The sequence below is a fragment of the Gallaecimonas aegicerasi genome, from assembly GCF_045291545.1.
Classification (GTDB): domain Bacteria; phylum Pseudomonadota; class Gammaproteobacteria; order Enterobacterales; family Gallaecimonadaceae; genus Gallaecimonas.
The window spans coordinates 2,217,619-2,242,878 of record NZ_CP149514.1 but is presented as its reverse complement, the minus strand read 5'-3'; the positions used below and the strand labels follow the sequence as shown (position 1 = coordinate 2,242,878).

The 25,260-nt window shown below is 54.5% G+C and carries 26 protein-coding genes; 13 read left to right on the top strand and 13 right to left on the bottom strand.

Annotated features, from left to right (window positions below; all coding sequences use genetic code 11):
* Nucleotides 1-13 precede the first annotated feature (13 nt).
* The 3 genes from dxs to WDB70_RS11010 are packed head-to-tail and all read right to left on the bottom strand — an operon-like array spanning nucleotide 14 to nucleotide 3,008.
* Nucleotides 14-1,876, bottom strand: a complete 1,863-nt coding sequence (gene dxs, locus WDB70_RS11020; RefSeq protein WP_406664283.1) for a 1-deoxy-D-xylulose-5-phosphate synthase — start codon at nucleotides 1,874-1,876, stop codon at nucleotides 14-16.
* Nucleotides 1,877-1,893: 17 nt separating this feature from the next.
* The gene (gene ispA, locus WDB70_RS11015; RefSeq protein ID WP_406664281.1) at nucleotides 1,894-2,775 is read right to left on the bottom strand and encodes a (2E,6E)-farnesyl diphosphate synthase; all 882 of its coding nucleotides are present in this window, start codon (nucleotides 2,773-2,775) and stop codon (nucleotides 1,894-1,896) included.
* Nucleotides 2,772-3,008, bottom strand: coding sequence for an exodeoxyribonuclease VII small subunit (locus tag WDB70_RS11010; protein WP_406664279.1), 237 nt, complete (start codon nucleotides 3,006-3,008; stop codon nucleotides 2,772-2,774). The genes ispA and WDB70_RS11010 overlap by 4 nt, the downstream gene beginning before the upstream one ends.
* 176 nt (nucleotides 3,009-3,184) lie before the next feature.
* Between WDB70_RS11010 and pomA the strand changes: the two genes are divergently transcribed.
* From pomA to thiI, 3 genes are all read left to right on the top strand, one after another.
* Nucleotides 3,185-3,949: a flagellar motor protein PomA gene (pomA, locus tag WDB70_RS11005; RefSeq protein WP_406664277.1), complete on the top strand. Its 765-nt coding sequence runs from the start codon at nucleotides 3,185-3,187 to the stop codon at nucleotides 3,947-3,949.
* 3 nt (nucleotides 3,950-3,952) lie between these two features.
* Entirely contained in the window at nucleotides 3,953-4,885 is a 933-nt protein-coding gene (locus tag WDB70_RS11000; protein ID WP_406664275.1) for a flagellar motor protein MotB, read from the top strand.
* Between the two features lie 79 nt (nucleotides 4,886-4,964).
* The gene (thiI, locus tag WDB70_RS10995; protein WP_406664273.1) at nucleotides 4,965-6,416 is read left to right on the top strand and encodes a tRNA uracil 4-sulfurtransferase ThiI; all 1,452 of its coding nucleotides are present in this window, start codon (nucleotides 4,965-4,967) and stop codon (nucleotides 6,414-6,416) included.
* Here thiI and WDB70_RS10990 read toward each other — a convergent pair.
* The 8 genes from WDB70_RS10990 to WDB70_RS10955 form a co-directional block, all read right to left on the bottom strand.
* Entirely contained in the window at nucleotides 6,413-6,973 is a 561-nt protein-coding gene (locus WDB70_RS10990) for a DJ-1/PfpI family protein (protein WP_406664271.1), read from the bottom strand. The two genes, thiI and WDB70_RS10990, sit on opposite strands and share 4 nt — an antisense overlap.
* Nucleotides 6,966-7,763, bottom strand: coding sequence for a ketopantoate reductase family protein (locus tag WDB70_RS10985; RefSeq protein ID WP_406664269.1), 798 nt, complete (start codon nucleotides 7,761-7,763; stop codon nucleotides 6,966-6,968). The genes WDB70_RS10990 and WDB70_RS10985 overlap by 8 nt, the downstream gene beginning before the upstream one ends.
* Nucleotides 7,751-8,095: a VanZ family protein gene (locus WDB70_RS10980; protein WP_406664267.1), complete on the bottom strand. Its 345-nt coding sequence runs from the start codon at nucleotides 8,093-8,095 to the stop codon at nucleotides 7,751-7,753. Before WDB70_RS10980 ends, WDB70_RS10985 begins: the two co-directional genes overlap by 13 nt.
* Nucleotides 8,096-8,163: 68 nt before the next feature.
* The gene (locus tag WDB70_RS10975) at nucleotides 8,164-9,408 is read right to left on the bottom strand and encodes an AmpG family muropeptide MFS transporter (RefSeq protein ID WP_406664265.1); all 1,245 of its coding nucleotides are present in this window, start codon (nucleotides 9,406-9,408) and stop codon (nucleotides 8,164-8,166) included.
* A gap of 66 nt (nucleotides 9,409-9,474) precedes the next feature.
* Entirely contained in the window at nucleotides 9,475-9,828 is a 354-nt protein-coding gene (locus WDB70_RS10970; protein WP_406664263.1) for a hypothetical protein, read from the bottom strand.
* 42 nt (nucleotides 9,829-9,870) lie between these two features.
* Complete coding sequence (locus tag WDB70_RS10965; RefSeq protein ID WP_406664261.1) at nucleotides 9,871-10,467, bottom strand: peptidylprolyl isomerase; 597 nt, start codon at nucleotides 10,465-10,467, stop codon at nucleotides 9,871-9,873.
* 2 nt (nucleotides 10,468-10,469) lie between these two features.
* Nucleotides 10,470-11,024, bottom strand: a complete 555-nt coding sequence (locus tag WDB70_RS10960; protein ID WP_406664259.1) for a YajG family lipoprotein — start codon at nucleotides 11,022-11,024, stop codon at nucleotides 10,470-10,472.
* Entirely contained in the window at nucleotides 11,021-12,157 is a 1,137-nt protein-coding gene (locus WDB70_RS10955; protein WP_406664257.1) for a methyltransferase, read from the bottom strand. The genes WDB70_RS10960 and WDB70_RS10955 overlap by 4 nt, the downstream gene beginning before the upstream one ends.
* On the opposite strand from WDB70_RS10955, the gene WDB70_RS10950 reads away from it, so the two are divergent.
* From WDB70_RS10950 to WDB70_RS10905, 10 genes are all read left to right on the top strand, one after another.
* Complete coding sequence (locus WDB70_RS10950) at nucleotides 12,119-12,772, top strand: alpha-ketoglutarate-dependent dioxygenase AlkB family protein (RefSeq protein ID WP_406664255.1); 654 nt, start codon at nucleotides 12,119-12,121, stop codon at nucleotides 12,770-12,772. The genes WDB70_RS10955 and WDB70_RS10950 overlap by 39 nt on opposite strands.
* Nucleotides 12,773-12,774: 2 nt before the next feature.
* Nucleotides 12,775-13,089 carry a BolA family protein gene (locus WDB70_RS10945; RefSeq protein WP_406664253.1) on the top strand — a complete coding sequence of 105 codons (315 nt, stop codon included), beginning with the start codon at nucleotides 12,775-12,777 and terminating at the stop codon, nucleotides 13,087-13,089.
* Between the two features lie 226 nt (nucleotides 13,090-13,315).
* Nucleotides 13,316-14,653 (top strand): Na(+)-translocating NADH-quinone reductase subunit A, encoded by a 1,338-nt coding sequence (locus WDB70_RS10940; protein WP_406664251.1) that lies wholly within the window; start codon nucleotides 13,316-13,318, stop codon nucleotides 14,651-14,653.
* Nucleotides 14,654-14,655: 2 nt separating this feature from the next.
* Nucleotides 14,656-15,858 (top strand): NADH:ubiquinone reductase (Na(+)-transporting) subunit B, encoded by a 1,203-nt coding sequence (locus WDB70_RS10935; RefSeq protein WP_406664249.1) that lies wholly within the window; start codon nucleotides 14,656-14,658, stop codon nucleotides 15,856-15,858.
* Nucleotides 15,851-16,651: a Na(+)-translocating NADH-quinone reductase subunit C gene (locus WDB70_RS10930; RefSeq protein ID WP_406664247.1), complete on the top strand. Its 801-nt coding sequence runs from the start codon at nucleotides 15,851-15,853 to the stop codon at nucleotides 16,649-16,651. The genes WDB70_RS10935 and WDB70_RS10930 overlap by 8 nt, the downstream gene beginning before the upstream one ends.
* Nucleotides 16,644-17,276: an NADH:ubiquinone reductase (Na(+)-transporting) subunit D gene (locus tag WDB70_RS10925; RefSeq protein WP_406664245.1), complete on the top strand. Its 633-nt coding sequence runs from the start codon at nucleotides 16,644-16,646 to the stop codon at nucleotides 17,274-17,276. Before WDB70_RS10930 ends, WDB70_RS10925 begins: the two co-directional genes overlap by 8 nt.
* A 5-nt stretch (nucleotides 17,277-17,281) precedes the next feature.
* Complete coding sequence (gene nqrE, locus WDB70_RS10920; protein ID WP_406664243.1) at nucleotides 17,282-17,878, top strand: NADH:ubiquinone reductase (Na(+)-transporting) subunit E; 597 nt, start codon at nucleotides 17,282-17,284, stop codon at nucleotides 17,876-17,878.
* A 40-nt stretch (nucleotides 17,879-17,918) separates the two neighbouring features.
* Nucleotides 17,919-19,142 carry an NADH:ubiquinone reductase (Na(+)-transporting) subunit F gene (nqrF, locus tag WDB70_RS10915; protein ID WP_406664241.1) on the top strand — a complete coding sequence of 408 codons (1,224 nt, stop codon included), beginning with the start codon at nucleotides 17,919-17,921 and terminating at the stop codon, nucleotides 19,140-19,142.
* Nucleotides 19,143-19,287: 145 nt separating this feature from the next.
* Entirely contained in the window at nucleotides 19,288-19,524 is a 237-nt protein-coding gene (nqrM, locus tag WDB70_RS10910; RefSeq protein WP_406664239.1) for a (Na+)-NQR maturation NqrM, read from the top strand.
* A 104-nt stretch (nucleotides 19,525-19,628) separates the two neighbouring features.
* On the top strand, nucleotides 19,629-20,852 hold the full coding sequence (locus tag WDB70_RS10905; RefSeq protein WP_406664237.1) for an ectonucleotide pyrophosphatase/phosphodiesterase: 1,224 nt from the start codon (nucleotides 19,629-19,631) through the stop codon (nucleotides 20,850-20,852).
* Between the two features lie 42 nt (nucleotides 20,853-20,894).
* Here WDB70_RS10905 and WDB70_RS10900 read toward each other — a convergent pair whose 3' ends face one another.
* Together WDB70_RS10900 and WDB70_RS10895 are read right to left on the bottom strand one after the other, a co-directional pair.
* Nucleotides 20,895-21,716 carry a hypothetical protein gene (locus tag WDB70_RS10900; RefSeq protein ID WP_406664235.1) on the bottom strand — a complete coding sequence of 274 codons (822 nt, stop codon included), beginning with the start codon at nucleotides 21,714-21,716 and terminating at the stop codon, nucleotides 20,895-20,897.
* A gap of 163 nt (nucleotides 21,717-21,879) precedes the next feature.
* Nucleotides 21,880-25,041, bottom strand: a complete 3,162-nt coding sequence (locus WDB70_RS10895) for a carboxypeptidase regulatory-like domain-containing protein (protein WP_406664233.1) — start codon at nucleotides 25,039-25,041, stop codon at nucleotides 21,880-21,882.
* Nucleotides 25,042-25,260: the final 219 nt, after the last annotated feature.

The following is a 25,260-nucleotide window of genomic DNA, read 5'->3' as shown; positions in this document are numbered from 1 at the left end:
AGCGGCGTTTTTCTTATTGCCCAAGGCGGGCTCTGATGGCCGCCTCAATACCGGCGCTGTCGAGTCCCAGCTCGGCCAGGATCTCCTGCTGACTACCGTGTTTGATGAACTCGTCCGGCAGCCCCAAATGCAGTAGCGGGACCGTTATGCCGGCGCTATTGAGCCATTCACTGACAGCGGAACCAGCACCACCAGCAATGACGTTTTCTTCCAGCGTCACCAGCAACTGATGCTGCTCGGCCATGGTTTTGATCAGTGCCTCATCAAGGGGTTTTACAAAACGCATGTCACAGACACTGGCGTCGAGTGCTTCAGCTGCGCTGATGGCTTCATGAAGCAGGGTTCCGAACGCGAGAATGGCAACGCCTTTACCATGCCTGATCTGCTCTCCTTTACCCACTGGCAGCGCCGTCATGGTGTCATCAATCTCGGCACCAATACCACTGCCGCGAGGGTAGCGCACTGCCGCGGGTTGGTTGAGCTGGTAGCCGGTATAGAGCATCTGCCGGCATTGGTTCTCATCTGCTGGCGTCATCACTACCATGTTGGGCACGCAGCGCAGATAGCTCAAGTCAAAGGCGCCCTGATGGGTCGGGCCATCAGCGCCGACAATGCCGGCCCTATCAATGGCAAACAGCACCGGCAGGTTCATCAGCGCGACATCGTGGATCAGCTGATCGTAGGCCCGTTGTAAAAAGCTTGAGTAGATAGCGACAACCGGTTTGAGCCCTTCTATGGCAAAACCGGCGGCAAAAGTCACGGCATGCTGCTCTGCAATGGCAACATCAAAGTATTGCTCCGGAAATTCTTGCGAAAAGCGCACCATGCCCGAGCCTTCGCGCATGGCCGGGGTGATGGCCATCAGCTTGTTATCCTGCTTGGCCATGTCGCACAACCAGTCGCCGAAAATAGCAGAATAGCTGGGGCTGGCTGCTTTGGCTTTGGGCAGGCTGGCTTGGGCAGGGTCAAACTTGGGTACCCCGTGATAACCGATAGGATCTTTTTCGGCCGGTGCATAACCTTTGCCTTTTTTGGTCATGACGTGCAGTAATTGCGGCCCTTTGAGGTTGCGCATATTGCGCAGGCAATCGACCAGCGCCAGTACGTCATGGCCGTCAATCGGGCCAATGTAGTTAAAGCCCAGCTCTTCAAACAGTGTGCCTGGAACCACCATGCCTTTGAGGTGTTCTTCGGCTTTGCGAGCCAGCTCCTTGATCGGGGGCAGGCCAGACAACACTTTCTTGCCGCCTTCTCTGAACGAGGTATAGAGGCTGCCGGACAGCAGCCGTGCCAGGTGCTTGTTCAGTGCCCCGACATTCTCTGAAATCGACATCTCATTGTCGTTCAGTACCACCACCATGTCGGTATCCAGGTCACCGGCGTGGTTCATGGCCTCAAAGACCATACCGGCGGTCATGGCACCGTCGCCAATCACGGAAACCACTTTCCGGCCTTTGGCTTCACGCTCGGCGGCGATGGCCATGGACAAACCAGCAGAAATGGACGTGGATGAGTGGCCTACGGACAAAACGTCATAGGGGCTTTCCTCACGCCATGGAAAGGGGTGCAAGCCGCCTTTTTGGCGAATGCTGTGCATCTGCTCGCGTCGGCCGGTCAGGATCTTGTGCGGGTAGGCCTGGTGGCCAACGTCCCAGATCAGGCGGTCAAAGGGGGTCTGATAGACATAATGCAGGGCCACGGTCAGCTCAACGGTACCCAGGCCTGAGGCCAGGTGCCCAGAGGACTGGCTGACCGAGTCGAGCAGGCAGCGACGCAGCTCGTCAGCAACCTGGGGCAGTTTCTCCTGAGGCAGCTTACGTAGCGCCTCGGGGGAGTTAATGCCGTTTAACAGCGGGTAATGTTGTTCTGTGCTCATTATATTGTGTCGGCTTGTTACTGCTCGCGGGTAACCACGAAACGGGCGAGTTCGGCCAGGATGTCGCTATTGTAGGGTAATGTCGCCAGACACAACAGCGCTTGTTCGACCAGTTGTTCAGCTTTGTCTTTGGCACCGTCAAGGCCCAGCAAGGCAGGATAAGTGGCTTTACTGTCACGTGCATCCTTGCCCTGCGTTTTGCCGAGGGTATCGGTGTCGGAGACCACATCCAGAATGTCGTCTTGTACCTGAAAAGCCAGCCCCAGGGCGGTGGCAAAGGTACTGAGTGCCTGTTGCTGCGTGGCATCCACATCCGCCAGTATGGCGGGTAACAGTACGCTGGCGCGGATCAAGGCGCCGGTTTTCAGGCGGTGAATACGCTCCAGGGCGGGTAAATCGGTCTGGTGCCCTGTGGCCGCCATGTCCAGAGCCTGGCCGCCGACCATACCCGGTAAACCTGCCGCCTCGCTGAGCAGGGCCAGTAACTGGCGCAAACAATCGGCGCGGTCGGTTTCGACCATGGCTAACTGGGCAAACGCCAGTGTCTGTAAGGCATCGCCTGCCAGTACGGCAGTGGCTTCATCAAAAGCGACGTGCACCGTTGGCTGGCCGCGGCGTAATTCGTCATCGTCCATGGCCGGCAAATCGTCATGAACCAGCGAATAGGCATGAATGCATTCGACTGCGGTAGCCAGCGGATCCAGCGCGGTCATGCTCAGTCCCAGCATCTGGCCAGTGGCATAGACCAGAAAGGGGCGAATGCGTTTGCCGCCAAGCAGCAAGGCATGGTGCATGGCGCCGTGCAGTGGTGCCGCTTCATTGGGCAGTGCTGCCAGCACGTTCTGTAAATGCTGATCGATATGCTGGCGATAATGAGCGGATACAGCTGTCAGAGTCATTCGCTGTCGCCTTCAAAAGGCGCCAGGATATTGCCGTCAGCCAGCAGTACCTGGACTTTCTGCTCAGCGGCCTGTAGTTTCTGCTCGCTGGCACGACTCAAGGCAACGCCACGTTCAAATTGCTTGAGCGCCTCGTCCAGGCTCAGCTCGCCCTGTTCGAGCAGCTGCACTACCTGTTCGAGTTCACCCAGGCTCTGTTCAAACGTCATGTTTTCCGGCTGCTTTTTTGCCATGAGTTATCCTTAAGTCTGTGCCTGTGAGGTCGATGAAGGATTGGGCGCACAAAGTACTGCCAAGCGGTTACAAACGCAAATATCAACCTTGCTCTTCTCGCCCGCAACAGCAAAAATTAGCGGCGTCAGGCTATACCCTAATACGTGACGCTTAAAAGTTTAAGGAGAGATGCCCCTTGGATCTGGCAACACTCATCGGGATTGTGGGCGCTTTTGCCTTTATCGTCATGGCGATGGTTATGGGCGGCTCCATCAGCGCCTTTATGGACGTACCATCGGTACTCATCGTCGTTGCAGGCTCCATGTGTGTGGTACTGATGAAGTACAACATGGGGCAGTTTTTTGGTGCCACCAAAATTGCCATGAAAGCCTTCATGTTCAAGCTGGAAAAGCCAGAGGAACTGATCGAGAAGGCGGTGGAAATGGCTGATGCGGCCCGCAAAGGCGGCTTTTTGGCACTGGAAGAGGCGGAAATTACCAACAGCTTCATGCAAAAGGGCATCGACTTGCTGGTCGATGGCCATGATGAAGATGTGGTGCGCAGTAACCTGTCAAAAGACATTGCCGAAACCGTCGAGCGCCATGAGCGTGGTATCGGCATTTTCAAAGCCACTGCCGATGTGGCCCCGGCCATGGGGATGATCGGTACGCTGATTGGCCTGGTCGCCATGTTGAAAAACATGGATGACCCCAAGTCTATCGGCCCGGCGATGGCGGTGGCCTTGCTGACAACCCTTTATGGTGCCGTGTTAGCCAACATGGTGGCTATTCCTATTGCTGACAAACTGACCTTGCGGATGGAAGAAGAAATGCTCAACCGCCGCTTGATCATGGACGCGGTACTGGCCATTCAGGCCGGCTTGAACCCAAGGGTGATTGAAAACATGCTGAAAAATTATCTGGCGGAATCCAAACGTCAGATCGCCACCACGGATGAATAAGCCATGAGTGACGAGCAGCAGAAGTGCAAATGTCCACCGCCGGGGTTACCACCCTGGATGGGGACTTTTGCTGATTTGATGTCGCTGCTGATGTGTTTCTTTGTACTGCTGTTATCGTTCTCGGAAATGGACGTACTGAAGTTCAAGCAGATCGCCGGCTCCATGAAATTTGCCTTTGGTGTACAAAACCGCATTGAAGTCAAAGACATCCCTAAAGGTACTTCCGTTATTGCGCAGGAGTTCAGTCCTGGTAAGCCTGAGCCGACACCGATCGAAACGGTGCAGCAACAAACCATGGAAATGACTCAGCAAAGTCTGGAGTTTCAAAAAGGGGAAAGCCGCTATGCTGGCGGCAAGAGTCAGAACCGGGACAATCAAAGTGGTGAGGCGTCTAGTCAGGGAGCTAAAAAAACCAGCGCTGAATCACAGCAGCAGATGAATGACTTGGCCCGTAAAATGGCCAAAGCCCTGAACGCAGAGATCCGCGATGGCTCTATTGAGCTGGAAGCATTGGGCCAGCAGATCATCATTCGGATCCGTGAAAAAGGTTCTTTTCCTTCTGGTTCGGCGTTCTTGCAGCCACGTTTTCGCCCCATTATCCGGGAAGTGGGCGAGTTGCTAAAAACAGTACCGGGAGAAATCACCGTATCCGGACATACCGACGATCTGAAAGTCAACTCGGAACTGTACAGCTCTAACTGGGATCTGTCGGTGCAGCGGGCGTTGGCTGTTACCCATGAGTTACTTAAGGTACAGGGACTGGACCCTGACCGATTAGTCGTGCGTGGTTTTGCTGACACTAAACCGCTGGTGCCGAATACTTCGGCAGCCAACCGCGCTAAAAACCGCCGCGTGGAAATTGCCATCAATCAGGGCAAAGCGAAGGTGACTGACGAAATCGATGCCGCCGGCCCGGCGCCACAGCGCCAGCGCTGATAAAAATCAGCGCTGCGGGTGCAGTGAACGGACTGGCCCGGTATAATCCGCTCGCTTTGCCACCAGCCAGGGTTTTACCGTGAAGTTCATCCTCAAGCTCCACCCGGAAATCACCATCAAAAGTAAGTCAGTGCGGCTGCGCTTTATCAAGCTGCTCGAATCCAATGTGCGGGTGGCGCTGCGCAGGGTGGGTGACGACATTAAAGTGGACCGCTTCTGGGATAAGCTGGAAGTGCGGGCGCCAGACCACCTTGATCGCCTGGCGGTAATTGACAAACTGCGCAGCACCCCAGGGGTCGCCCACGTTCTGGAAGTGGCGCAATACCCCTTCGAGAACCTGCACGACATCTATGAGGTGGCGCAGCAAAATTGGGGCGCAGAGCTTACCGGCAAAACCTTTTGTGTGCGGGTTAAGCGCCACGGCAAGCACGATTTCAGCTCAATTGAAGTGGAACGCTACGTCGGTGGTGGCCTGAATCAGCACAATGACACCGCCGGTGTGCGGCTGAAAAACCCCGACCTTACTCTCAACATCGAGATTGACGGTGACTACTGCTATCTGGTGCAGCAGCGCCATGAGGGTTTGGGTGGCTTTCCTATCAAGACCCAGGAAGATTTGCTCAGCCTTATCTCCGGTGGTTTTGACTCCGGTGTGGCCTCTTACCACGCCATTCGTCGTGGCTCTCGCACCCATTACTGTTTTTTCAACCTGGGTGGCCGCTCCCATGAGATGGGCACCAAACAGATGGCCTACCAACTTTGGGAGCGTTTTGGGGCTTCTCACCGCGTCAAGTTCATCACTGTGCCGTTTGAGCAGGTGGTTGGCGAGATCCTGGAAAAGATCGACGATGGCCTGATGGGCGTGGTGTTGAAGCGGATGATGGTACGGGCCGCCAGTCAGGTTGCCGAACGGATGAAAATCCAGGCGCTAGTGACAGGAGAAGCTGTTGGGCAGGTGTCCAGCCAGACACTGACGAATCTGGCGGTGATTGACAAGGCCAGCGAAAAGCTGGTGTTGCGGCCGCTGATCTTCATGGACAAGCAAGAGATTGTTGATACCGCCAAACGCATTGGCACCTTCGAAATAGCCGAGAGCATGCCGGAGTTTTGTGGGGTGATTTCCAAGAACCCCAATGTTCGTGCCGATCTGGCCAAGGTCGAAGCCAGCGAAGCCCAGTTTGACATGGCGGTGCTGGACGAAGCCCTTGCCAACGCCGTGGTGATGGATATCCGTGACATCGCCCATCAGGCTGCCGAGCAGGTGCAGGAAGTGGCCACTGAGCAGGCCGTAGCCACTGGCGCGGTGGTGCTGGATATTCGCCCGCCGGAAGAGCAGGAACAGGCGCCACTGGTGGTGGCCGGCCATGAAGTGAAAGCTGTGCCTTTTTATAAATTGGCGACGGTATTTGCCGAATTACCTCCTCAGCAAACCTACTACCTGTATTGCCAACGCGGCGTTATGAGCCAGCTGCAGGCTTTATATCTGCAGGAGCAGGGCTTTAACAATGTACGGGTGTATCGACCCCGTTAAGTCAGCACCAGTGGCGCGGCGATACGCTGCGCCATTTCGTCGCCCGCCAGTACCTCTATGATGGCCAGCGCCAGCAACATGCCGGTGCCGGGCCCTTGACTGCTGATCACCCGCTGCAGATGGTCGGTGACCACCAAGGCATTATCTTGTCGCCCGGCTATTGGTAACTGTGGGTGAAACCCCGGGTGGCTGGTTAAGCGGGTATGTTCCGGCAGCCAGGGTTTGCTGGCCAGGATCAGCGCCGGAGCCACCCCACTGGCCGCCAGCCAGCCTTCTTCTGCCTGCAGTTGCTCTACCCACTTATCAAGTACGCTGCTTTCCAGTAATCGTTCGGTGCCTTCCATACCACCGGGTAAGACCATGGCTCTGGGCATGGTGGTGGCTTCCTGCCAACTGAGATCAGCTTTGATGATAATTTTGCGGGCACATTGCAGGGTTTGACTGTCTTCCATGCTGACCAACCGGCATTTAAGGTTTGCCCGGCGTAGCAAGTCAGCTACCGCAACCACTTCGGTGGCTTCACAGCCGTGGGTGCAGAGGATCCACACATCACTCATTTGCTAGGTCCTTGATTATCTCCAGCAGTGCCTGGTGTGCAGGTACCGGCAAATGCTGCTGTTGGGCCTGCTGACAAAGATAACCGGTAATACTGTCAATTTCAGTTTTTCTTCCATTAGTGATGTCTTGCAGCATCGAGGAATGATTGGCCGCGGTGTTGGCGGCAACCCGGTAAAGCTGGGCAGATAAAGTGGCATTATCGTCGGGCAGCCCCAGACCATAGAGCACCGGTTGCATCTGGTCGACGAGGGTTTGTATCTCCTGACGATAATGCTCTGCCAGCAAAGCACCATTGCTAACGCCGTCACGGGCGGTCAAAGGATTAATCACCGCGTTGATGGCCAGTTTGCGCAAGAGTGCCGGCATCACCACCAGATGCTGGCGAGCCGGTGGCAATGCGGCATTAAGCACTGTGTGCACCAGGGGCAGGTGACGGCTATGGCCGGCATAGTGGCCGTAATCACAATGGCCGCGGCCGGTCAGTTCGACGTTACTGCCCTGGCGGCGGGCACCGTAAGTGGTGGTGCCCAGATACAGTGGATTGGGGCGCAACGCCAGTTGCTGATGGGGGCCGAGGCCATTGCTGAGTAACACCAGCGGCGTTTGCGTATCCAGCGTGGCCACCGCTTCTGCTACCTGATAACTTTTGGTGCAGATAAGCCACAGGCACACCGGGGTATTTTTCGGGTGCTGCCGCCCGGCCAGCAGGACCGGCCAGTCTTGGCAGCGCAGGCGGCTGGCAATCAGCCGGCCAATGGCACCGTCACCAATGATGCCTACCGGCGCCATTGCTTCACCAGCCACAGCAGCATATAAGCCATGCTGATACCCACCACATCGGCCAGCCAGTCATAAATGCTGGACTCGCGATAAGGCAGCCATTCTTGCACCAGTTCAATAGCTGCTCCATAGCCGGCCAGCGCCAGCCATTGTGGCCACAGCGGCCGCCGCACGGCGCCGTAGGTCAGCAGGCTGAGTACAAAAAAGGCCAGAATGTGCATCGACTTGTCGCCCCCCGGTTGTGGGTAATGGGCCTTTGTAACCGCCAAAAAGGCTGTGGCCAGTACTGTGACGATCAGTAACAGTCGATAGGTGCGTTTGGACAACAGCAACGCCGGCATCCTTTCTCCTTGAACAGAGTCGATGTCATTGTAACCTAGTGCCCCTGTGCTGGCTCAAGGCTGAATCGTTAGTCAGTCTTGCGCTGCCAAGGAGCCACCCAGGGGAGCAAGGCCATACCCGGTAAAGCGACCAGCGCACAAATCAGATAAAAATGTACCCAGCCAACACTATCCACCATAAAACCAGTGGCGGCATTGGCCAGCACCCTGGGCACGGCAGTCAGGGCTGTCAGCAGCGCCAGTTGCGTGGCCAGAAAAGTCTTGTTGGCTTCACGAGCGATAAAGGCCGTCAGTGCGGCGGCGCCAAGGCCAACTCCCAGATATTCCGTTGCCACGACCAAGGCCAGCCACCACAGATTGCGCGTTTCCAGTGGTAACCAGGCCAGCAAGGCATAACCTAGAATACTGACCATCTGCACCAGGCCAAATAGCCACAGTGAACGGTTGATGCCGATCTTCAGCATCAAGATACCGCCGAGCAAACCACCGAACACTGCTGGCCATAGCGCCGCATGTTTAGCCACCAGGCCAATTTCTGATTTGCTATAGCCCATATCCAGATAAAAGGGCGTTTGCAGGGCGGTAGCCATATTATCGCCAAGCTTGTACAGCACCATAAAAGCCAATAACAACAGCGCTGCTTTCACGCCATGGCGGCTGAAAAACTCGTGAAAGGGTTCCACTACGGCTTGTTGCCAGGTGCTGGGGTGGCGTTCGTGGGTTGGCTCATCAGCGATCAGGGTCAACAGCAGGCCCACAGCCATAAATCCGGCGGTGATCACAAACACCGTGGACCAGGGCAGGTGGTCCGCCAGGATCAACGACAGCGAGCCGGGGATCAACCCCGCCAGCCGGTAGGCGTTGATGTGAATGGCATTACCCAGCCCCAGTTCGTTATCGGCGAGAATTTCCCGGCGAAAAGCATCGATAACAATATCCTGTGAGGCGGAAAAGGCTGCCACCAGAATAGCCACCCAGACAATCGGCTCCAGCCCCTGTTTCGGATCGCACAAGGCAAACGTTGCCATAGCGGCCAACAGTCCTAGCTGAGTCAGCAACAGCCAACCTCGCCGCAAGCCTAAAAAGGGCAGCTCGAAGCGGTCCATCAGAGGGGCCCAGAGAAACTTCCAGGTATAGGGAAACTGCACCAGTGACAATAAGCCAATGCTGGCCAGATCCACGTGCTGATCACGCAGCCAGCCCGGTACCAGCTGGAACAGGAAAAACAGCGGCAGGCCGGAGGCAAAGCCGGTGAGAATACACAAAAAAAAGCGGCGCTTGAGTATTAGCGACCACCAGGGAGGCTGGGGCACAGCAAAGTCCTTGCCGGAAATAAGATCTGGCTTAGCAAGGTACCAGCATTGGTTTTAAAGGCAACCTCAAGGGCGCAGGGCGCTCAGCGGTTGTGGCAAAGGGCCGCCTTCTTGTAAAAAGGCCAGGCAGTTTTCCAGTTGCTGGCGAATAGCCCAGTGGCCGCGTAGCCGATGGGGCTGAAAGCGACTCAGCAGATCAAAGGTCTGCCAGAAGGCTTGCTCACGAGGAGAGTCGATTTTGGCATCGGATACTGCCAGGCATTGCCAGTGCTCAAGAATGGCCAGTAATTGCTGTTCCAGGCTGAGGGCATCGATAGCCTGATCAAGCAGCCGCCGGCTGATATCGATCAGGGCCGGAATATGCTGATCAAAAAACGCCGTCAAAGACGACGACTGATAGGTTGCAGAAGCTATTTTCATGTCGACAGTATAGCGCCGCCAGTCAGTGACGGCGCTTGTTGCTCACTGAATAGGAGGCAGTAATACCACTTTGTTGAGCATCACCGGGGCGATGGGCACATTTTCAAAACCGGTATTGGCGTCGGTTCCGGTCGCAACATTACCCATTTTTTTCAGTACATCCATACCGTCAACCACTTCACCAAAAACGGCGTAGCCCCAGCGTCTAGGGCTTGGGTCAAGATTTTTGTTGTCTTTAAGGTTGAAGTAAAACTGGCTGGTGGCGCTGTGCGGGTCATCTTCCCGGGCCATGGCAATGGTTCCCACTTCATTGCGCAGACCATTACCAGATTCATTGACAATGGCTTTGCGGGTGGGCCGCTCGTTAAATTTAAAGTCGTAGCCGCCGCCCTGAACCACAAAGTTTTTGACGATGCGATGAAACAGCGTTTTGTTGTAATGCCCATCTACGGCGTAACGCAAAAAATTGTCGACAGTAATAGGCGCACGGGTGCGATCCAGCTCAACCACAAAATTGCCGTAGTTGGTTTCAAAACGTACCCGGGGAAACAGGTTGTCAGGTTGCAGGTCGGCTGTTTTCATGGCCGCCTGGGTCAGGCCGGTAAATAGTAATAAGAGGGCGCTAAGCCAAATTTTCATTCTTATTCTCCTGTGGTGACATTGAAGAAACGCGATAACTGCGAGTCGGTCAAAATGGCCAGCATATTTTTTTCCAGCAAGCGGTTCATTTCCGACTCTATGCGCCCGGCATCGGCTTTCAGCGGCGCCGTTAGTTTGCCGGCTGTAGTAAAACGGCGGGTCAGAGTATGGTTACCACGCCGGGCGATGACCTTGGTCACCACGGTCAGGTCGCTAGTGTGGCGAACCAGGCCATGGCCAATATTGGCCTGCACGCTTTGCAAGCTGACGGTCAGCTGGGCGTTGGCATCGTTGGAAATGGCATAACCCCGCGCCTCCAGGCCCTGGGCCAGGCGCTGTTGCAGACGCAACGGAAATTCCGGGTCGGTACTGACCTGGCTACCGTCCGGATAGTGCAGCGCAACGCTATTGGGGCGTTGGTCGTCAAAGCGGAAGTTCACTGCCACCAAGCTGGCATCAGGCATAACGACAGGAGCATCCGGGTCCAACCAGGCTGTCTTGGGAACGCTGACACAGCCTGCCAGGAACAGGCAGGCCGCTATCCATAGTGCTTTCATCGGGATGTCCTCTTGATGGCTTTGAGCACCACAAATTTACGATCGGAGGCTACCACCTGGCAGCCTCCGAACAACCGTTTGAGTTTCAGATGGTAACCGAGATGGCGGTTACCGACGATCCATAACTGGCCGCCCGGGCGTAGTACTCGCAGGCTGTCTTTAAACATCTGCCAGGCAATATGGTCGGTAACGGCTTGTTGCTGATGAAAAGGCGGGTTGCACAGCACTAAATCGGCACTGGCGCTGGCAAAACCGTCCAGGCAGTTATTAGCCTGCACCTTGGCGTGCACCTGCGGCAGGTTGCTGGTCATGTTCTGACTGGCTGAAGCCACCGCCAGATAGGATTCATCCACCAAGGTGTACTGACTGTCGGGGTAACGGCTGGCCATCATCAGGGCCAGCACGCCGTTGCCACAGCCCAGATCAATAATCCGTTGGAAACGGCCACTGGGCAGGTTGGCTAGCATCAGCCGGGCGCCGATATCCAGGCTTTGGCGGGAAAACACATTAGCCTGGTGGCTAAGAGTAAAAGGACTTCCTTCCAAGGGCCAGCACAGGGGGGCTGGCAGAGCCGGGGCCGGTTGGCCATCACTATGGCAAAGAAATGCCCGGGCTTTTTTCCAGCCCAGTAAACGCTCACAATGTCCCAGGTATTGGCCAAGCAGGCTTTCGGCGCGCTCGGGAATATCCCGATCCCGGCCGGCAGCCAGTATCATGGTGTCGGCTGCCAGCAGGGGCTTGAGACGGGCCAGATAATGACGCAGCAACGACAACTGCTTGGGCAGGCGTATCAATACCAATTGTGGCCGTGCCGGCCAGTCATCCAGAGGCGTGGCGGTTTGTACCGCCGGTAGGCCCAACTTGGCAAGGTTGTGTGCCAGCGCCTGGTGGCTGACGTAAGAGTCACTGATACTGGTCACTGGCAGTGCCGCCAGTGCGCAGGCCAGGGCACCAAAACGGTCATCAAAAATCAGTATCGGCCGGTCTGGCTGCAAGGCATTAGCTAGCAGGCTCTGAAGGAGATACTGATCAGCACTGTCCCAGGCTTGCAGGGGCGAATCCGGGGCCGGGGGAAAACGATCAAGTGAGGGCAGGTGAGCAGTCAGCACAGTCAGCAGCAGGTTCCACAACAAGCAAAGCTGCATTTTGCCACAATGGGCGAGTCGGTACAGAGCCAGATTGCCCCTGACCAGCTGGCGTTGTGGCCAGCGGTATTGGATGAAGCCAGTGCCAGCCGTTATTACCAGCTGTTACAGCAGCAGTTGCATTGGCAGCAGCCGGAGCTGACAGTCTATGGCAAAAGCCACCCGATCCCGCGCCGACAGGTATGGATGGGAGACCAAGATGCCCATTACGGCTACGCCGGCAGGGATTTTCAACCGATGCCCTGGCACCCACTATTGCAGGATTGGGCCGCGCAGTTGTCGATGTTTTTGCGCCACCCCTTTAATTCGGTGTTGGCGAACTGGTATCGCCAGGGGCAGGATAAAATGGGCTGGCACAGTGATGATGAGCCGGAGCTGGGGCCGGTTATTGCCATGATAAGCCTGGGGGCCTGTCGTGAGCTGGCATTTCGTCGCCGTCAGGGCCAGGCGCGTTTTTCGGTCAGTTTGCCCGCGGGCAGCCTGCTGGTGATGGGGCCGGGCTTACAGCAGCAATGGCAGCACAGTCTGCCTGCTCGCCAGGGGGTTACAACGGGGCGTATCAGCCTGACTTTTCGCCAGATCATGCCATTACCAAGGAGTTAACGATGTCAGTCGCCGCCCGTATTGAAAACACATTACAAGCCACCTTTGCGCCGCAATATCTGTCGGTGATCAATGAGTCTCACATGCATGGCGGGCCTGCCACAGAAAGCCACTTCAAGGTGGTGTTAGTGTCAGCGCAATTTGCCGGGCAGCGGCTATTGAGCCGCCACCGGGCAGTTAACAAGGCCTTGGCTGGCGAACTGGCCAATGGAGTTCATGCGCTCGCGCTGCATACTTATTCTCCTGAGGAGTGGCGAAGCGAGCACCAGCAGGTGCCTGACTCACCGGCTTGCCGTGGCGGCTCTGCTCAGCACTGAGTTATCGGGCTTATACCTATACCCCTACCCGTATTAAAAAAAGAAACTGCTGCGAATACACCGATTTGCATTGGTAACGGCAGGGGTAGGGGTGCTAAAATACGCCGCCTGAATAACCCCCGGATCCTGTATCCGGCATAAAAACGCTTTTCTCGCCGCTCTGGCAACACACTGTCGGGGCCGCGGTCAGCCTACAGATTTCCCTTAACTGTTGTGCAATGTGCGTATGATTACCATCAAGAAAGGACTTGACGTTCCAATCAGCGGAACGCCTGAGCAAGTGATCCATGATGGTCCAGCCATCAAGACAGTTGCCGTCCTGGGCGAAGAGTACGTCGGTATGCGGCCGACGATGCACGTCCGGGAAGGTGATACTGTCAAGAAAGGGCAGATCATTTTTGACGACAAAAAAAATCCTGGTGTGAAGTACACCGCCCCCGCAGCCGGTAAGGTCGCGGCAATTAATCGTGGAGCGCAGCGTGTGCTGCAATCTGTGGTGATTGAAATTGACGGCGATGACGAAATCACCTTTACCGCCCATGACCCGGCCAAGCTGGCTGAGCTGGAGCGCCAGGCGGTCGTTGACCAACTGGTTGAATCCGGCCTCTGGGTTGCACTGCGGACCCGGCCTTACTCCAAGGCTCCCGCTGTTGACTCTGCACCCGCCGCCATCTTCGTTTCTGCTCTGGACACCAACCCTCTCGCCGCTGACCCGGCTGTCATCATCAACGAACAACTGGATGCCTTTAACCAAGGCCTGACCGTGTTGTCGCGTTTGACTGACGGCAAGTTGTTTGTGTCCAAGGCCGCCGGCAGTGATCTCAAAGTCACTGCGCCGCAGGTCGCGCTTAATGACGTGCGTGGCCCGCACCCGGCTGGCCTGGTTGGTACACAGATCCACTATCTGTTTGGTGCCGCCCAGAACCGTATGGCCTGGCATCTGGGCTACCAGGACGTGATTGCGATCGGCAAGCTGTTCACTACCGGCAAGCTTGATAGCAGCCGCGTCGTTGCACTGGCTGGCCCCAGTGTCAACAAGCCCCGCCTGGTACGTACCCAGCTTGGTGCCAACCTGGCTGAGCTGACTACCGGTGAGCTGAAAACCGGTGAAAACCGGGTGGTTTCCGGGTCCGTATTGTCTGGTGCCAATGCCCATGGGGTACATGGTTATCTGGGCCGCTTCCACGTGCAGGTCAGCGTACTGCCGGAAGGCCGTGAGAAGGAATTGTTTGGCTGGTTGACACCAGGCAGCGACAAGTTCTCCGTGACCCGTGCCTATCTTGGCCATTTTGGTAAAAAACTGTTTGGTATGAGCACCACCACCAATGGTTCTCCTCGCGCCATGGTGCCGATTGGCAACTATGAGCGGGTGATGCCGCTGGACATCCTGCCGACCCTGCTGCTGCGTGACATTCTGTCCGGTGATACCGACAGTGCGCAGAAACTGGGGGTACTGGAACTGGATGAAGAAGATCTGGCGCTCTGTACCTTTGTTTGTCCAGGCAAATATGACTACGGCACTGCCCTGCGTGCTTGCCTGACCAAGATCGAGAAGGAAGGTTAACCATGGGCCTGAAGAACTTCATCGAACGTATTGAGCCGCAGTTCGAAAAAGGCGGTAAGTACGAGAAGTGGTACGCGCTTTACGAAGCAGCGGCCACTATCTTCTATACCCCGGGCCAGGTGAACCGTGGCCAGACCCACGTTCGTGATGCCATTGATCTCAAGCGCATCATGATCATGGTCTGGTTGTCGGTATTTCCGGCCATGTTCTATGGCATGTACAACATCGGTCACCAGGCGCAGCAAGCGCTGGCGGCGGGCTACCAGCTGGCGGATGTCTGGCAGGTAGGCCTGTTTCACGCCCTTGGTGGTGAGCTGAGCGCCAATTCCGGTTGGGGCAGCATGATGTGGTACGGTGCCTGCTTCTTTATGCCGGTTTATATCACCGTGTTTATCGTCGGTGGTTTCTGGGAAGTGGTCTTTGCCTCGATTCGCAAACACGAGATCAACGAAGGCTTCTTCGTGACCTCTATCCTGTTTGCGCTGATCCTGCCGCCGACCATTCCACTGTGGCAAGCCGCTCTGGGTATTTCCTTCGGCGTGGTCATGGCCAAGGAAATCTTCGGTGGTACTGGCCGAAACTTCCTGAACCCGGCACTGGCTGGCCGTGCTTTCCTGTTCTTTGCTTACCCGGCCTTTATGTCTGGTGACAGCGTCTGGACTGCCGTAGACGGTTTTTCTGGTGCAACTTACCTGAGCCAAGCCGCTGCTGGGCAGATGAGTTATGCACTGAACGACACCTGGTGGCAGGCGTTTTACGGCAACATTCAGGGCTCTATGGGTGAAACCTCTACCCTGGCTATTCTGATTGGCGGTCTGGCCATTATCTTCCTGCGCATCGCCTCCTGGCGTATTGTGCTGGGCACCTTCCTGGGCATGGCTGCCATGGCGACGGTGTTCAACTGGATTGGCTCTACCACCAACCCGATGTTCGCCATGCCGTGGTACTGGCATCTGGTTCTGGGCGGCTTTGCCTTCGGTATGATGTTTATGGCTACCGATCCGGTGTCAGCGTCTTTCACCGACAAGGCCAAGTGGGCTTATGGTTTGCTGATTGGTGTCATGGTGGTCTTGATCCGTGTGGTCAACCCGGCCTTCCCGGAAGGCATGATGCTGGCCATCTTGTTTGCCAACCTCTTTGCCCCTCTGTTCGACCACTTTGTGGTTCAGGCCAACATCAAGCGGAGACTTGCCCGTAATGTCTAAGAGCAACGATAGTATCGCTAAGACAATCGGCGTGGTTCTGGCGATAAGCCTGGTGTGTTCCGTGGTGGTATCTGCTGCCGCCGTGGCCCTCAAACCCGCGCAACAGCGAAACAAACTGCTGGATAAGCAACGTAACATCCTTGATGCCGCCGGCTTGCTCAAGCCGGGCATGAATGCCAAGGCCGTTTTGTCGGTTTACAACTCGCACATCGTGCCGAAGATTGTTGACCTGTCGACCGGTGACTACGTCAAGGAAGTGGCGGGTGAAGATCCGGCTCACTATAACCAACGCAAAGCGTCTAAAGATCCCAAGCTCAACAAAGAGCTGAGCCCGAAAGTGGACGTGGCCAAACTCAAGCGTCGCGCCCAGTATGCTTCGGTATACCTGGCCAAAAACGATGCTGGCCAAGTGACCTCTGTGGTGCTGCCGGTGCGTGGTTATGGCCTGTGGTCAATGATGTATGCCTTTGTCGCGGTAAAACCTGACGGCAACACCATTTCCGGCCTGACGTACTACGAGCAGGGTGAAACTCCCGGGCTCGGCGGTGAAGTAGAAAACCCGAACTGGCGTGCCAAGTGGGTTGGCAAGAAAATCTACAATGCTCAGGGACAGCCTGCCATCAAGGTGGTGAAAGGTGGTGCCCCTGCTGGCTCCAAGCACGATGTAGACGCACTGTCCGGTGCTACCCTGACCAGTAATGGTGTTCAGCACACCTTTACCTTCTGGATGGGGCAGGAGGGCTTTGGCCCGTATCTGGACAAGGTCCGTAAAGGAGAACTGAGCAATGGCTAACAGCAAAGAAATCAAGAGCGTATTGCTGGGGCCGATCCTCGCCAACAACCCTATTGCCCTTCAGGTGCTGGGGATCTGTTCGGCGCTGGCGGTTACCGGCCGGATGGACAAAGCCTTCGTTATGTCACTGGCGCTGACGCTGGTGACCGGCTTTTCCAACCTGTTCATTTCACTGATTCGTAACCACATTCCCAACAGTGTGCGGATCATCGTACAGATGGCCATCATTGCTTCTTTGGTTATCGTGGTTGACCAGGTGCTGCGGGCTTACGCTTACGAGCTGTCCAAAGAACTGTCGGTATTTGTGGGCCTGATCATCACCAACTGTATCGTTATGGGCCGGGCCGAAGCCTACGCCATGAAGAGCCCGCCGCTGATGTCGTTCCTGGACGGCATCGGTAACGGCCTGGGTTACGGTGCCTTGCTGATGACCGTAGGTTTCATCCGTGAACTGTTCGGTTCCGGCACGGTATTTGGTTTCCATGTACTGCCGTTGGTCAAAGACGGTGGCTGGTATCAGCCTAATGGCCTGCTGCTGTTACCGCCCAGTGCGTTCTTCATTATCGGTGGCCTGATCTGGGTTCTGCGGACCTTCCGCCCCGAGCAAGTCGAGCCTAAGGAGTAAACACCATGGAACATTACATCAGCCTGTTGGTGCGCTCGATTTTCATCGAAAACATGGCGCTGTCGTTCTTCCTGGGCATGTGTACCTTCCTGGCGGTGTCCAAGAAGATCTCCACGGCGCTGGGTCTGGGTATTGCCGTTATCGTGGTACTGACCATTTCCGTACCGATGAACCAGCTGGTTACCCACTACATTCTGGCGCCTGATGCCCTGGTTAAAGGGATGGACCTGAGCTTCCTCAGCTTCATTACCTGGATTGGTGTTATTGCCGCGATTGTGCAGATCCTCGAGATGATCCTCGATAAGTTCTTCCCGGCTCTGTACAACGCCCTGGGTATCTTCCTGCCGCTGATCACCGTTAACTGTGCCATTTTCGGTGCGGTGTCCTTTATGGCGCTGCGCGAGTACACCTTTACCGAATCGGTGGTGTTTGGTTTCGGTTCCGGTGTGGGTTGGGCACTGGCCATCGTTCTGCTGGCCGGTATTCGTGAGAAACTCAAGTATGCCGACATCCCTGATGGGTTGCGCGGCCTGGGCAGTGTGTTCATTACTGCTGGCCTGATGGCACTGGGTTTCATGTCCTTCTCAGGGGTTCAGTTGTAAGCGCGGCTAAAGCCGCGCCCAAAGCGCAAAGGAAAAGTCGATGGAAATTATTCTCGGCGTAGTGATGTTTACCCTGATCGTACTGGCTCTGGTGGTGGTGATCCTTGCTGCCCGCGCCAAGCTGGTCTCCAGTGGTGACGTAACTATTATTATTAATGACGATCCGGACAAGGCTATCAGTGTGCCGGCCGGTGGTAAGCTGCTGGGCGCTCTGGCATCCAGTGGTATCTTTGTTTCCTCCGCCTGTGGTGGCGGTGGTACCTGCGGTCAGTGCCGTGTGGTGGTCAAAGAAGGTGGCGGTGAGATCCTGCCTACCGAGCAGTCCCACATCAACAAGCGTGAAGCCAAAGAAGGTTGCCGCCTGTCGTGTCAGGTTGCTGTCAAGCAAGACATGCAAATTGAAGTGCCGGAAGAAATTTTTGGTGTCAAGCAGTGGGAATGCACCGTCATTTCCAATGACAACAAGGCGACCTTTATCAAAGAACTGAAACTGGCCATTCCGGAAGGGGAAGATGTTCCATTCCGTGCTGGTGGTTATATTCAGATCGAGGCGCCGCCGCACCACATTAAGTACAAAGACTTTGATGTGCCGGAGAAATTCCGCCCAGACTGGGAGCGTTTTGGCTTCTTTAATCTGGAATCAAAAGTGGATGACACCACCATCCGTGCTTATTCCATGGCTAACTATCCGGACGAGAAAGGCATCATCATGCTGAACGTCCGTATCGCCACGCCGCCACCGAATAACCTCAGCCTGCCTTGCGGCAAGATGTCGTCGTATATCTGGTCTCTTAAAGAGGGTGACAAGGTAACGATTTCCGGTCCCTTCGGTGAGTTCTTCGCTAAAGATACCGATGCGGAAATGGTCTTCATTGGTGGTGGTGCCGGTATGGCGCCGATGCGTAGCCATATCTTTGATCAGCTTCGCCGCCTGAAGTCAGATCGGAAGATCACCTTCTGGTATGGTGCCCGTTCCAAGCGCGAAATGTTCTACACCGAAGATTTCGACATGCTGCAAAAAGAGAATGACAACTTTAACTGGTATGTCGCTCTGTCTGATCCGCAGCCGGAAGATAACTGGGACGGTTACACGGGCTTTATCCACAACGTGGTTTACGAGAACTACCTCAAGGATCACGACGCCCCGGAAGACTGCGAGTTCTACATGTGTGGGCCGCCGATCATGAACGCATCCGTTATCAAGATGCTCAAAGATCTGGGTGTGGAAGACGAAAACATCCTGCTGGATGACTTCGGCGGCTAAGTGCCGTGGTTGTTCCTGCATGCAAATGGCTGGCCCTGGTGCCAGCCATTTTTTTATCCAGCCGTTTATCTCTAGAGCGCTGACATCGGCGGCCCGGAGCGTTAAACTGGCGGCCGTCACCCCTCCCAGCTTAAGAGGCACAGTAATGATGATTTTTCTGTACGCATTCGGGATTTTTTTACTGGTCATCGTTGCCATGGCAGTGGGGTTTATTTTTCAGCGCAAGAGTATTTCCGGCTCCTGTGGTGGCATCAGCTCCCTAGGCCTGGATAAGGCTTGCGACTGCCCCGAACCCTGTGACAACAAGAAAAAGAAGCTGGCCAAAGAAGCGGCCAAGCGAAAAGCCAAAGAAGCGCTCTGGAACGAAAACCGCATTCTCTGAACTAAGCGCCGTTAGGCGCTTTTTTATTGGCGTCCGCCCCTATTGTCCTGAAATTGCCACTAAAGGCTGGTAAAAGGGGGGCGGCTATTTTCACAGGAACTGTCATGAAACCTATTTTCTATTCTTTACTTGCCGCTCTGTTGCTGGCCGGCTGCCAGAGCACCATGCCTGCGCCCAAAGCGTTGGCAACAACTGAGCCGACCGTGGTGATGATCTCCCTCGATGGTTTTCGTTGGGATTACATTGAAAAACACGGCGCCCCCAACCTGGCGGCCATTGCCAAAAATGGCGTACGCGCCGAACAGATGCGGCCGGTATATCCCACTAAAACCTTCCCGAACCACCTGAGCCTTATCACCGGTTTGTACCCGGTTCACCACGGTATTGTTGATAACCATTTTTGCGACAAAGACCGCTGGCAGTGCTATGACCTGGGCGACGGCAAAGCTGACAGTACCTGGCTACATGGGGTGCCGCTGTGGAATCTGGCGCGGATGAACGGGGTTAAAAGTGCCGCCTATTTCTGGCCTGAGTCAGATGCCCGGATCGGTGGCATGACGCCAAATTATTATTACCATTACTCCCAGAAATCGGACTACCACCAGCGGGTCAAGCAGATCATCGCCTGGCTGAACATGCCGGCGGCAACCCGGCCGCACTTTATTGCCGGCTATTTCTCACTGGTTGATACCAAGGGCCATAACTTTGGCCCGGATTCGGCAGAGACGGCAAAAGCGGTGCATTACGTCGACAGCATCATTGGTGAGCTGCGTGACGGTATTCGCGACAAGGTGAAGCAGCCGGTCAACCTGATAGTGGTGGCCGACCATGGCATGACCAATATCGACCCGGCGCAAGCCATTGATTATCGCCAGTTACCGGTCAGTAAAGACTTCAAGGTCGTTAATGCCAGCACCCGGCTGCTGCTTTATGCCAAACCCGGCACCGATGCCGCAGCTATTGCCCGACAAAAAGCCGCACTCAAGGGCGATGACCGCTTTGTGGTACGCACAGAAGCCGAGCTGGCTGCCCGGCATTACACCGGTAGTCCGCGAGTGGCTGATATTATTTTAGAGACGACTGCGCCACGCTATTTTACCGACAAGGCGCTCAAGGATCGCCACGGCCATGGCAACCACGGCTACAGCTACTTTAAAGACATGGGCGCGCTCTTTGTAGCAGAAGGCCCGGCCTTCAAAAAAGGGATTATGTTGAAACCCTTCGACAACATTGATGTTTATCCACTGGTCGCAAGGATCCTGCACTTGCCTCTGGCTGGCCCGATTGACGGCACTATTACGCCATTTTTATCCGTGGTAGCCGATTAATTAATAAGGAAGGCCCAAGGGGGCCTTCGCTTAAAACATGAATTATAATGCTTTCCAATCAGCAATTACATTGTCAAGCACGCCATAATTTTCTTGGTAATATACTTCTTTTTGAGTTTGCATTTTTGCATCCCAAGTTTGAAAACCCGCATCAGATGAACTGTCAATATCTTTTTGATAAATAATGTGTCCATCTTGAGTTTCTAGAGTGCAGCGAGATCTTTCATACGGGTCATAAGGGGAGCTGATCATTACACAATGATCAAAAAGAGGAAGCTCCATGCTTTTACGTACATTAACCATGGCTTCTAACTTATTTGCCAAAGTATGAGCTTCATCAGAAACAGCAGCAGCAGAGATATAACCTTGCAAATATCTTTCTGTATAAACACTTATAGCTAAAGACCCTGCAACGGAATAGGAATCAGCGAGATAGTAATAATTCGGGTTATAATTTTGGTTGAAAGCCTGGTGGTTTACCACATCATTCGCTTTGATTAAGGCATTATCTAGTATGCTGTAGTCTGGATTGTTATTCGTAACGGATGCATGGTAATAATTAATAGTGTCTCCTAGCGAGTCAATATTAGCAAAAAGATCATATTCTGAAGACTTTACTAGTTGCTTGTTTACTATATCCTCAATTTTTCTAAGGCTCTCTTCACTCAGCGTAGCATATTGAGTTTGCCCACTTGAGCCAAAAATAGCATCTGATAATAGTGATGCTACATTACCTGCTATCGCGTTCGTTACTTTCTTCGTTATTGATTGTGCAAGAGTTGGAGCAGTTTCTTCCGCTGTAGCGTGGAGAGGCATCGTCGCTGCAATAAAAGAAAGTGCAAAGACTGGGATAATCTTCTTCATAAAAACACATCCATATATTGATTTATGTTAATTGTTACCCGTATAAAGTAACGTCGCCTATTATATTATTTAACATTTTGTATTCAATATGTTTTTTGTTTCTTTTTTATGAAAACAAAAAAGCCAGCCCGAAGGCTGGCTTTTTTACGTTCTGTCATGGTGCTTAGAAGGTGTAGCGTACGCCCACTTTCAGGTACCAGGTAGAACGGTCACTCTCGAAGGTTTGCTTGGTGTCAAAGCCACCGTAAACCGGCGAGTAAGTCAGCTGACCAGTGGTGCTATCCCACTTGGCGCCAACCAGGTTCTTGGTGCCGTACTGGTTGTCGATAACACGGCCCCAGTCTTTGTTCAGCATGTTCAGGAAGTTTTTCACAGTCAGGTACACAGTACCTTTCTGGCCAGCGGCAAAGCCGGGCACTTCCTGCTGAACAGAGATGTCCATGGTGTTGATCCAAGGGGTACGAGAAGCGTCCTTCGGTACGAAACCACCTGCATATTTACCCAGGCCAGCAGCGTTCACATCTTTCATGAAGCTGTCGTAGGTCATGCCACCCGCGTAGGCCACGTTCGGGTCGTTAGGACCAGTCGGGATGTATGGTACATACTCGGAGTACTTGGAAATGTAGCCATTATCACCCAGCGCACCACTGCTCTTGTAGCTGTTGAGAACCCAGCTAAACGGCAGGCCGGAGCGGCGAGAGAAGAACATGTTGAACTTGGTAGCGTAGCCTTTATAGAACTCGTGGCTCCAGCCCAGGTTCAGCTTGAAGCTGTGCTCAACTTCGTATCTACCCGTGCCCATCAAGGTTTCGTTACGGTTAACCATAACGTTGTACTTGTAGTTGGACGAAGCGATAGAGCTGGTGCCCGGGTTACCTTCTTGTACATCCTGGTGGGTGTACGAAGCGGTCATGTACAGGCCGTTGTCCCAGTTCTTGCTAAGACTGGTGCTGATGATGTTGGAGTGGCCATCTTTATCAGCATTGGTCAGCAGCATGTCGGTGTGGCCCGCTACCGCTGGATCCACGTAGTCATACATGATGCGGCCGTCGCTGGTGCGAGCACCGTTGTCAACACGGTTCAGGTCAATCCAGTTCAGATCGTCCTTGTTGTCGATACGCAGGAACTGACCACTCCAGGTGAAGTTGTCACCCAGTGTTGGGATGTCGAACTGGTAGTCGAAACCGATGCTGGCGCGCCAGCTGGACGGGATCTTGAAGTTCGGGTCAACCGCAGCAACGCTACCGTCGCCAGCAACCATGGTGTCCTGTACGTTTTGCGGTACCTGAGTAACATCAACGTTGTTCAGGTAGTCACCCACAACAGCGTTGCTGTTGTAGTTCACGTAGGTAATGCCGTCGTTGCTGTAGGAGTTGGAGATCCAAACGTTCGGCGCACCACCGGAGAAGCGGCCAATACCACCGTGTACGGTCAGAGCGTCAGTGGCATACCACTTGAAGCCCAGACGCGGCATCAGAATATCTTTGCCATCCAGATTAGTCTGGTTGGTGATACCGTAGCGGTCAAAGAAGTTCTGGTTGAAGGTCGGTGTGTCGTTGTTAAAGAGTCGCTTGTAACGCAGACCGCCGCTCAGGGTGACGGTGTCGTTCAGGTTCCAGTCGTCCTGAATGTAGAACGCATTGGTACCCATCACGAAGGTCGCGGCAGCGTCCTGAGCGTTGTTGGTGTAGGCGTTGGAGTAAGCAAAGCTTTTGGCGGTACCGGCTTTGTAAGCGGCGATATCGTCAAAGGTCCACTGACCCAGGGAAGTCGGCGCGAACAGGTTGTAGATGTCCAGGCGCTTATACTGCCAGCCGAAGCTCAGCTTGTGGTCACCAACCAGGTAGGTACCGTCCAGGTCCACTTTCCAGGTTTTGGTTTCCAGCTCGTTGGCGTGGCGATAAACGTCCGGGCCAAACTGGATTTTCGCGCCATCGTCGTTGGTAGCATCCATGTTGTCAATGATGACGGTGCCGATAGCCTTGGTTCCCGGTACAGACGCAGTCTTAACGTCTTTGTAGGATACAGCCAATTCGGTAGAGAAGTTGGTGTTCCAGTCGGAGTACAGGTGCAGGGCGTAGGCATCCAGGTCCTGCTGGTTGTTATACCAGTTGCTGGACGGCTTCAGAGTGTTAGGGTTGGTGGTCTGGTTACGAACCTGGTTACCACGTACACGCTGGTAAGAGAAAGACGCCCGCTGGTCATCATTGATGTTCCAGTCGATCTTCGCCAGCATGGTTTTGTTGGTTTCTTCCGGCGCGCTGTTCCAGTCGCCGATATCAACACCGTATTTTTGCTGAGTGAAGTCACGAACCTCTTTGAACGCGCTGTCAGTCCACTGGGTTTGGTTAGCGGCACCAGAGCCAGCAGGACCCCACAGTACGGAACTCGGTTTTTTGTAGTTCTCGTAGTTCAAGAAGAAGAACAGCTTGTCTTTGATGATCGGGCCACCAACGTTAAAGCCGTAGGTGTCGCTCTTGACACCGTTAATTTCAAGCTCGTTACCACTGTAGGGGTCTTTTGCTTTACCGGCCCAGGAGTCGGAGGTTTTCTCGTAGAAAACACCACCGTGGAATTCGTTGGTACCGGATTTGGTTACCGCGTTGATGCGCGCGCCGGAGAAACCGCCGTATTTAGCATCAAAGGGGTTAACGTCAATAGAAACCTGCTCGATGGCGTCCATGGAAATCGGTGAACGCTGAGTCGGGTAACCGTTGTTGTTCAGACCGAAGTCGTCGTTCAGGCCAACACCGTCGATGCTGATGCTGTTGTACTTAGGATTTTGACCAGCTACTGTCAGCGGGTCATCAGTACCGCCGAGGGTGGTAGCCAGCGGGTTAGCGCGAACCACGTCTTTGATATCACGGTTGAATGACGGAGCATTCTTGATGTCGTCTTCACTGAATACGCTGGCGCCGCCGGCGTTTTTGGAGTAGGCGATTTTGGAACCGTAAACAGTCAGGGTCTCTGCTGCGCCAGCTGCTTTGAGCTGCTCGTTAAGGCGCAGGGTTTCACCCAGCTTCAGGAATACGTCGTCTTTCGATACGTCCTGGTACTTGTCGGAATCAATCACTACCAGGTAGGGACCGCCTACACGCAGGCCAGTGGCGCTGAAAGAGCCATCTGCATTAGTGGTGATTTCGGTGGTGGTACCGGTAGGGGTGTGTACCAGAGTGATCTTGGTGTTGGCGGCGGGCTGGCCGTTCGGGCCAGTAATGGTGCCGCGCACCGCAGAGGTGGTGTCAGCTGCATACGCAGCCGTCGAAGCGCCCAGGGCAAGGCTCAGAGCCAGTGCCAGGCGACTTTTTACGAGACCCTTGATCATGTCAGGTTCCTGTGAAGTTAGTTAAAAAACACCGTCGATTATGGTTTTTCAGCTGCTTGGAACCACAGCGAGCACTGTTCTACAGCATAAATTTGACAGTTTTATGTCGCTGGGGTGTTCCGGGGGCGTAATTTAACAGAGCAACAACCCGGTGTCATTATTCTGTCACGTTGCAAAAGGTCATATGAAAACGTTGGCTCAAACGGTTTTTTCGGTGAA

Excerpts from the sequence above, each read along its gene's own strand:
- dxs (WP_406664283.1), bottom strand. The coding sequence starts at position 1,876 with ATGAGCACAGAACAACATTACCCGCTGTTAAACGGCATTAACTCCCCC.
- ispA (WP_406664281.1), bottom strand. The coding sequence starts at position 2,775 with ATGACTCTGACAGCTGTATCCGCTCATTATCGCCAGCATATCGATCAG.
- WDB70_RS11010 (WP_406664279.1), bottom strand. The coding sequence starts at position 3,008 with ATGGCAAAAAAGCAGCCGGAAAACATGACGTTTGAACAGAGCCTGGGT.
- WDB70_RS11000 (WP_406664275.1), top strand. The coding sequence starts at position 3,953 with ATGAGTGACGAGCAGCAGAAGTGCAAATGTCCACCGCCGGGGTTACCA.
- WDB70_RS10990 (WP_406664271.1), bottom strand. The coding sequence starts at position 6,973 with ATGAGTGATGTGTGGATCCTCTGCACCCACGGCTGTGAAGCCACCGAA.
- WDB70_RS10985 (WP_406664269.1), bottom strand. The coding sequence starts at position 7,763 with ATGGCGCCGGTAGGCATCATTGGTGACGGTGCCATTGGCCGGCTGATT.
- WDB70_RS10980 (WP_406664267.1), bottom strand. The coding sequence starts at position 8,095 with ATGCCGGCGTTGCTGTTGTCCAAACGCACCTATCGACTGTTACTGATC.
- WDB70_RS10970 (WP_406664263.1), bottom strand. The coding sequence starts at position 9,828 with ATGAAAATAGCTTCTGCAACCTATCAGTCGTCGTCTTTGACGGCGTTT.
- WDB70_RS10965 (WP_406664261.1), bottom strand. The coding sequence starts at position 10,467 with ATGAAAATTTGGCTTAGCGCCCTCTTATTACTATTTACCGGCCTGACC.
- WDB70_RS10960 (WP_406664259.1), bottom strand. The coding sequence starts at position 11,024 with ATGAAAGCACTATGGATAGCGGCCTGCCTGTTCCTGGCAGGCTGTGTC.
- WDB70_RS10945 (WP_406664253.1), top strand. The coding sequence starts at position 12,775 with ATGTCAGTCGCCGCCCGTATTGAAAACACATTACAAGCCACCTTTGCG.
- WDB70_RS10940 (WP_406664251.1), top strand. The coding sequence starts at position 13,316 with ATGATTACCATCAAGAAAGGACTTGACGTTCCAATCAGCGGAACGCCT.
- WDB70_RS10935 (WP_406664249.1), top strand. The coding sequence starts at position 14,656 with ATGGGCCTGAAGAACTTCATCGAACGTATTGAGCCGCAGTTCGAAAAA.
- WDB70_RS10930 (WP_406664247.1), top strand. The coding sequence starts at position 15,851 with ATGTCTAAGAGCAACGATAGTATCGCTAAGACAATCGGCGTGGTTCTG.
- WDB70_RS10925 (WP_406664245.1), top strand. The coding sequence starts at position 16,644 with ATGGCTAACAGCAAAGAAATCAAGAGCGTATTGCTGGGGCCGATCCTC.
- nqrE (WP_406664243.1), top strand. The coding sequence starts at position 17,282 with ATGGAACATTACATCAGCCTGTTGGTGCGCTCGATTTTCATCGAAAAC.
- nqrF (WP_406664241.1), top strand. The coding sequence starts at position 17,919 with ATGGAAATTATTCTCGGCGTAGTGATGTTTACCCTGATCGTACTGGCT.
- nqrM (WP_406664239.1), top strand. The coding sequence starts at position 19,288 with ATGATGATTTTTCTGTACGCATTCGGGATTTTTTTACTGGTCATCGTT.
- WDB70_RS10905 (WP_406664237.1), top strand. The coding sequence starts at position 19,629 with ATGAAACCTATTTTCTATTCTTTACTTGCCGCTCTGTTGCTGGCCGGC.
- WDB70_RS10900 (WP_406664235.1), bottom strand. The coding sequence starts at position 21,716 with ATGAAGAAGATTATCCCAGTCTTTGCACTTTCTTTTATTGCAGCGACG.
- WDB70_RS10895 (WP_406664233.1), bottom strand. The coding sequence starts at position 25,041 with ATGATCAAGGGTCTCGTAAAAAGTCGCCTGGCACTGGCTCTGAGCCTT.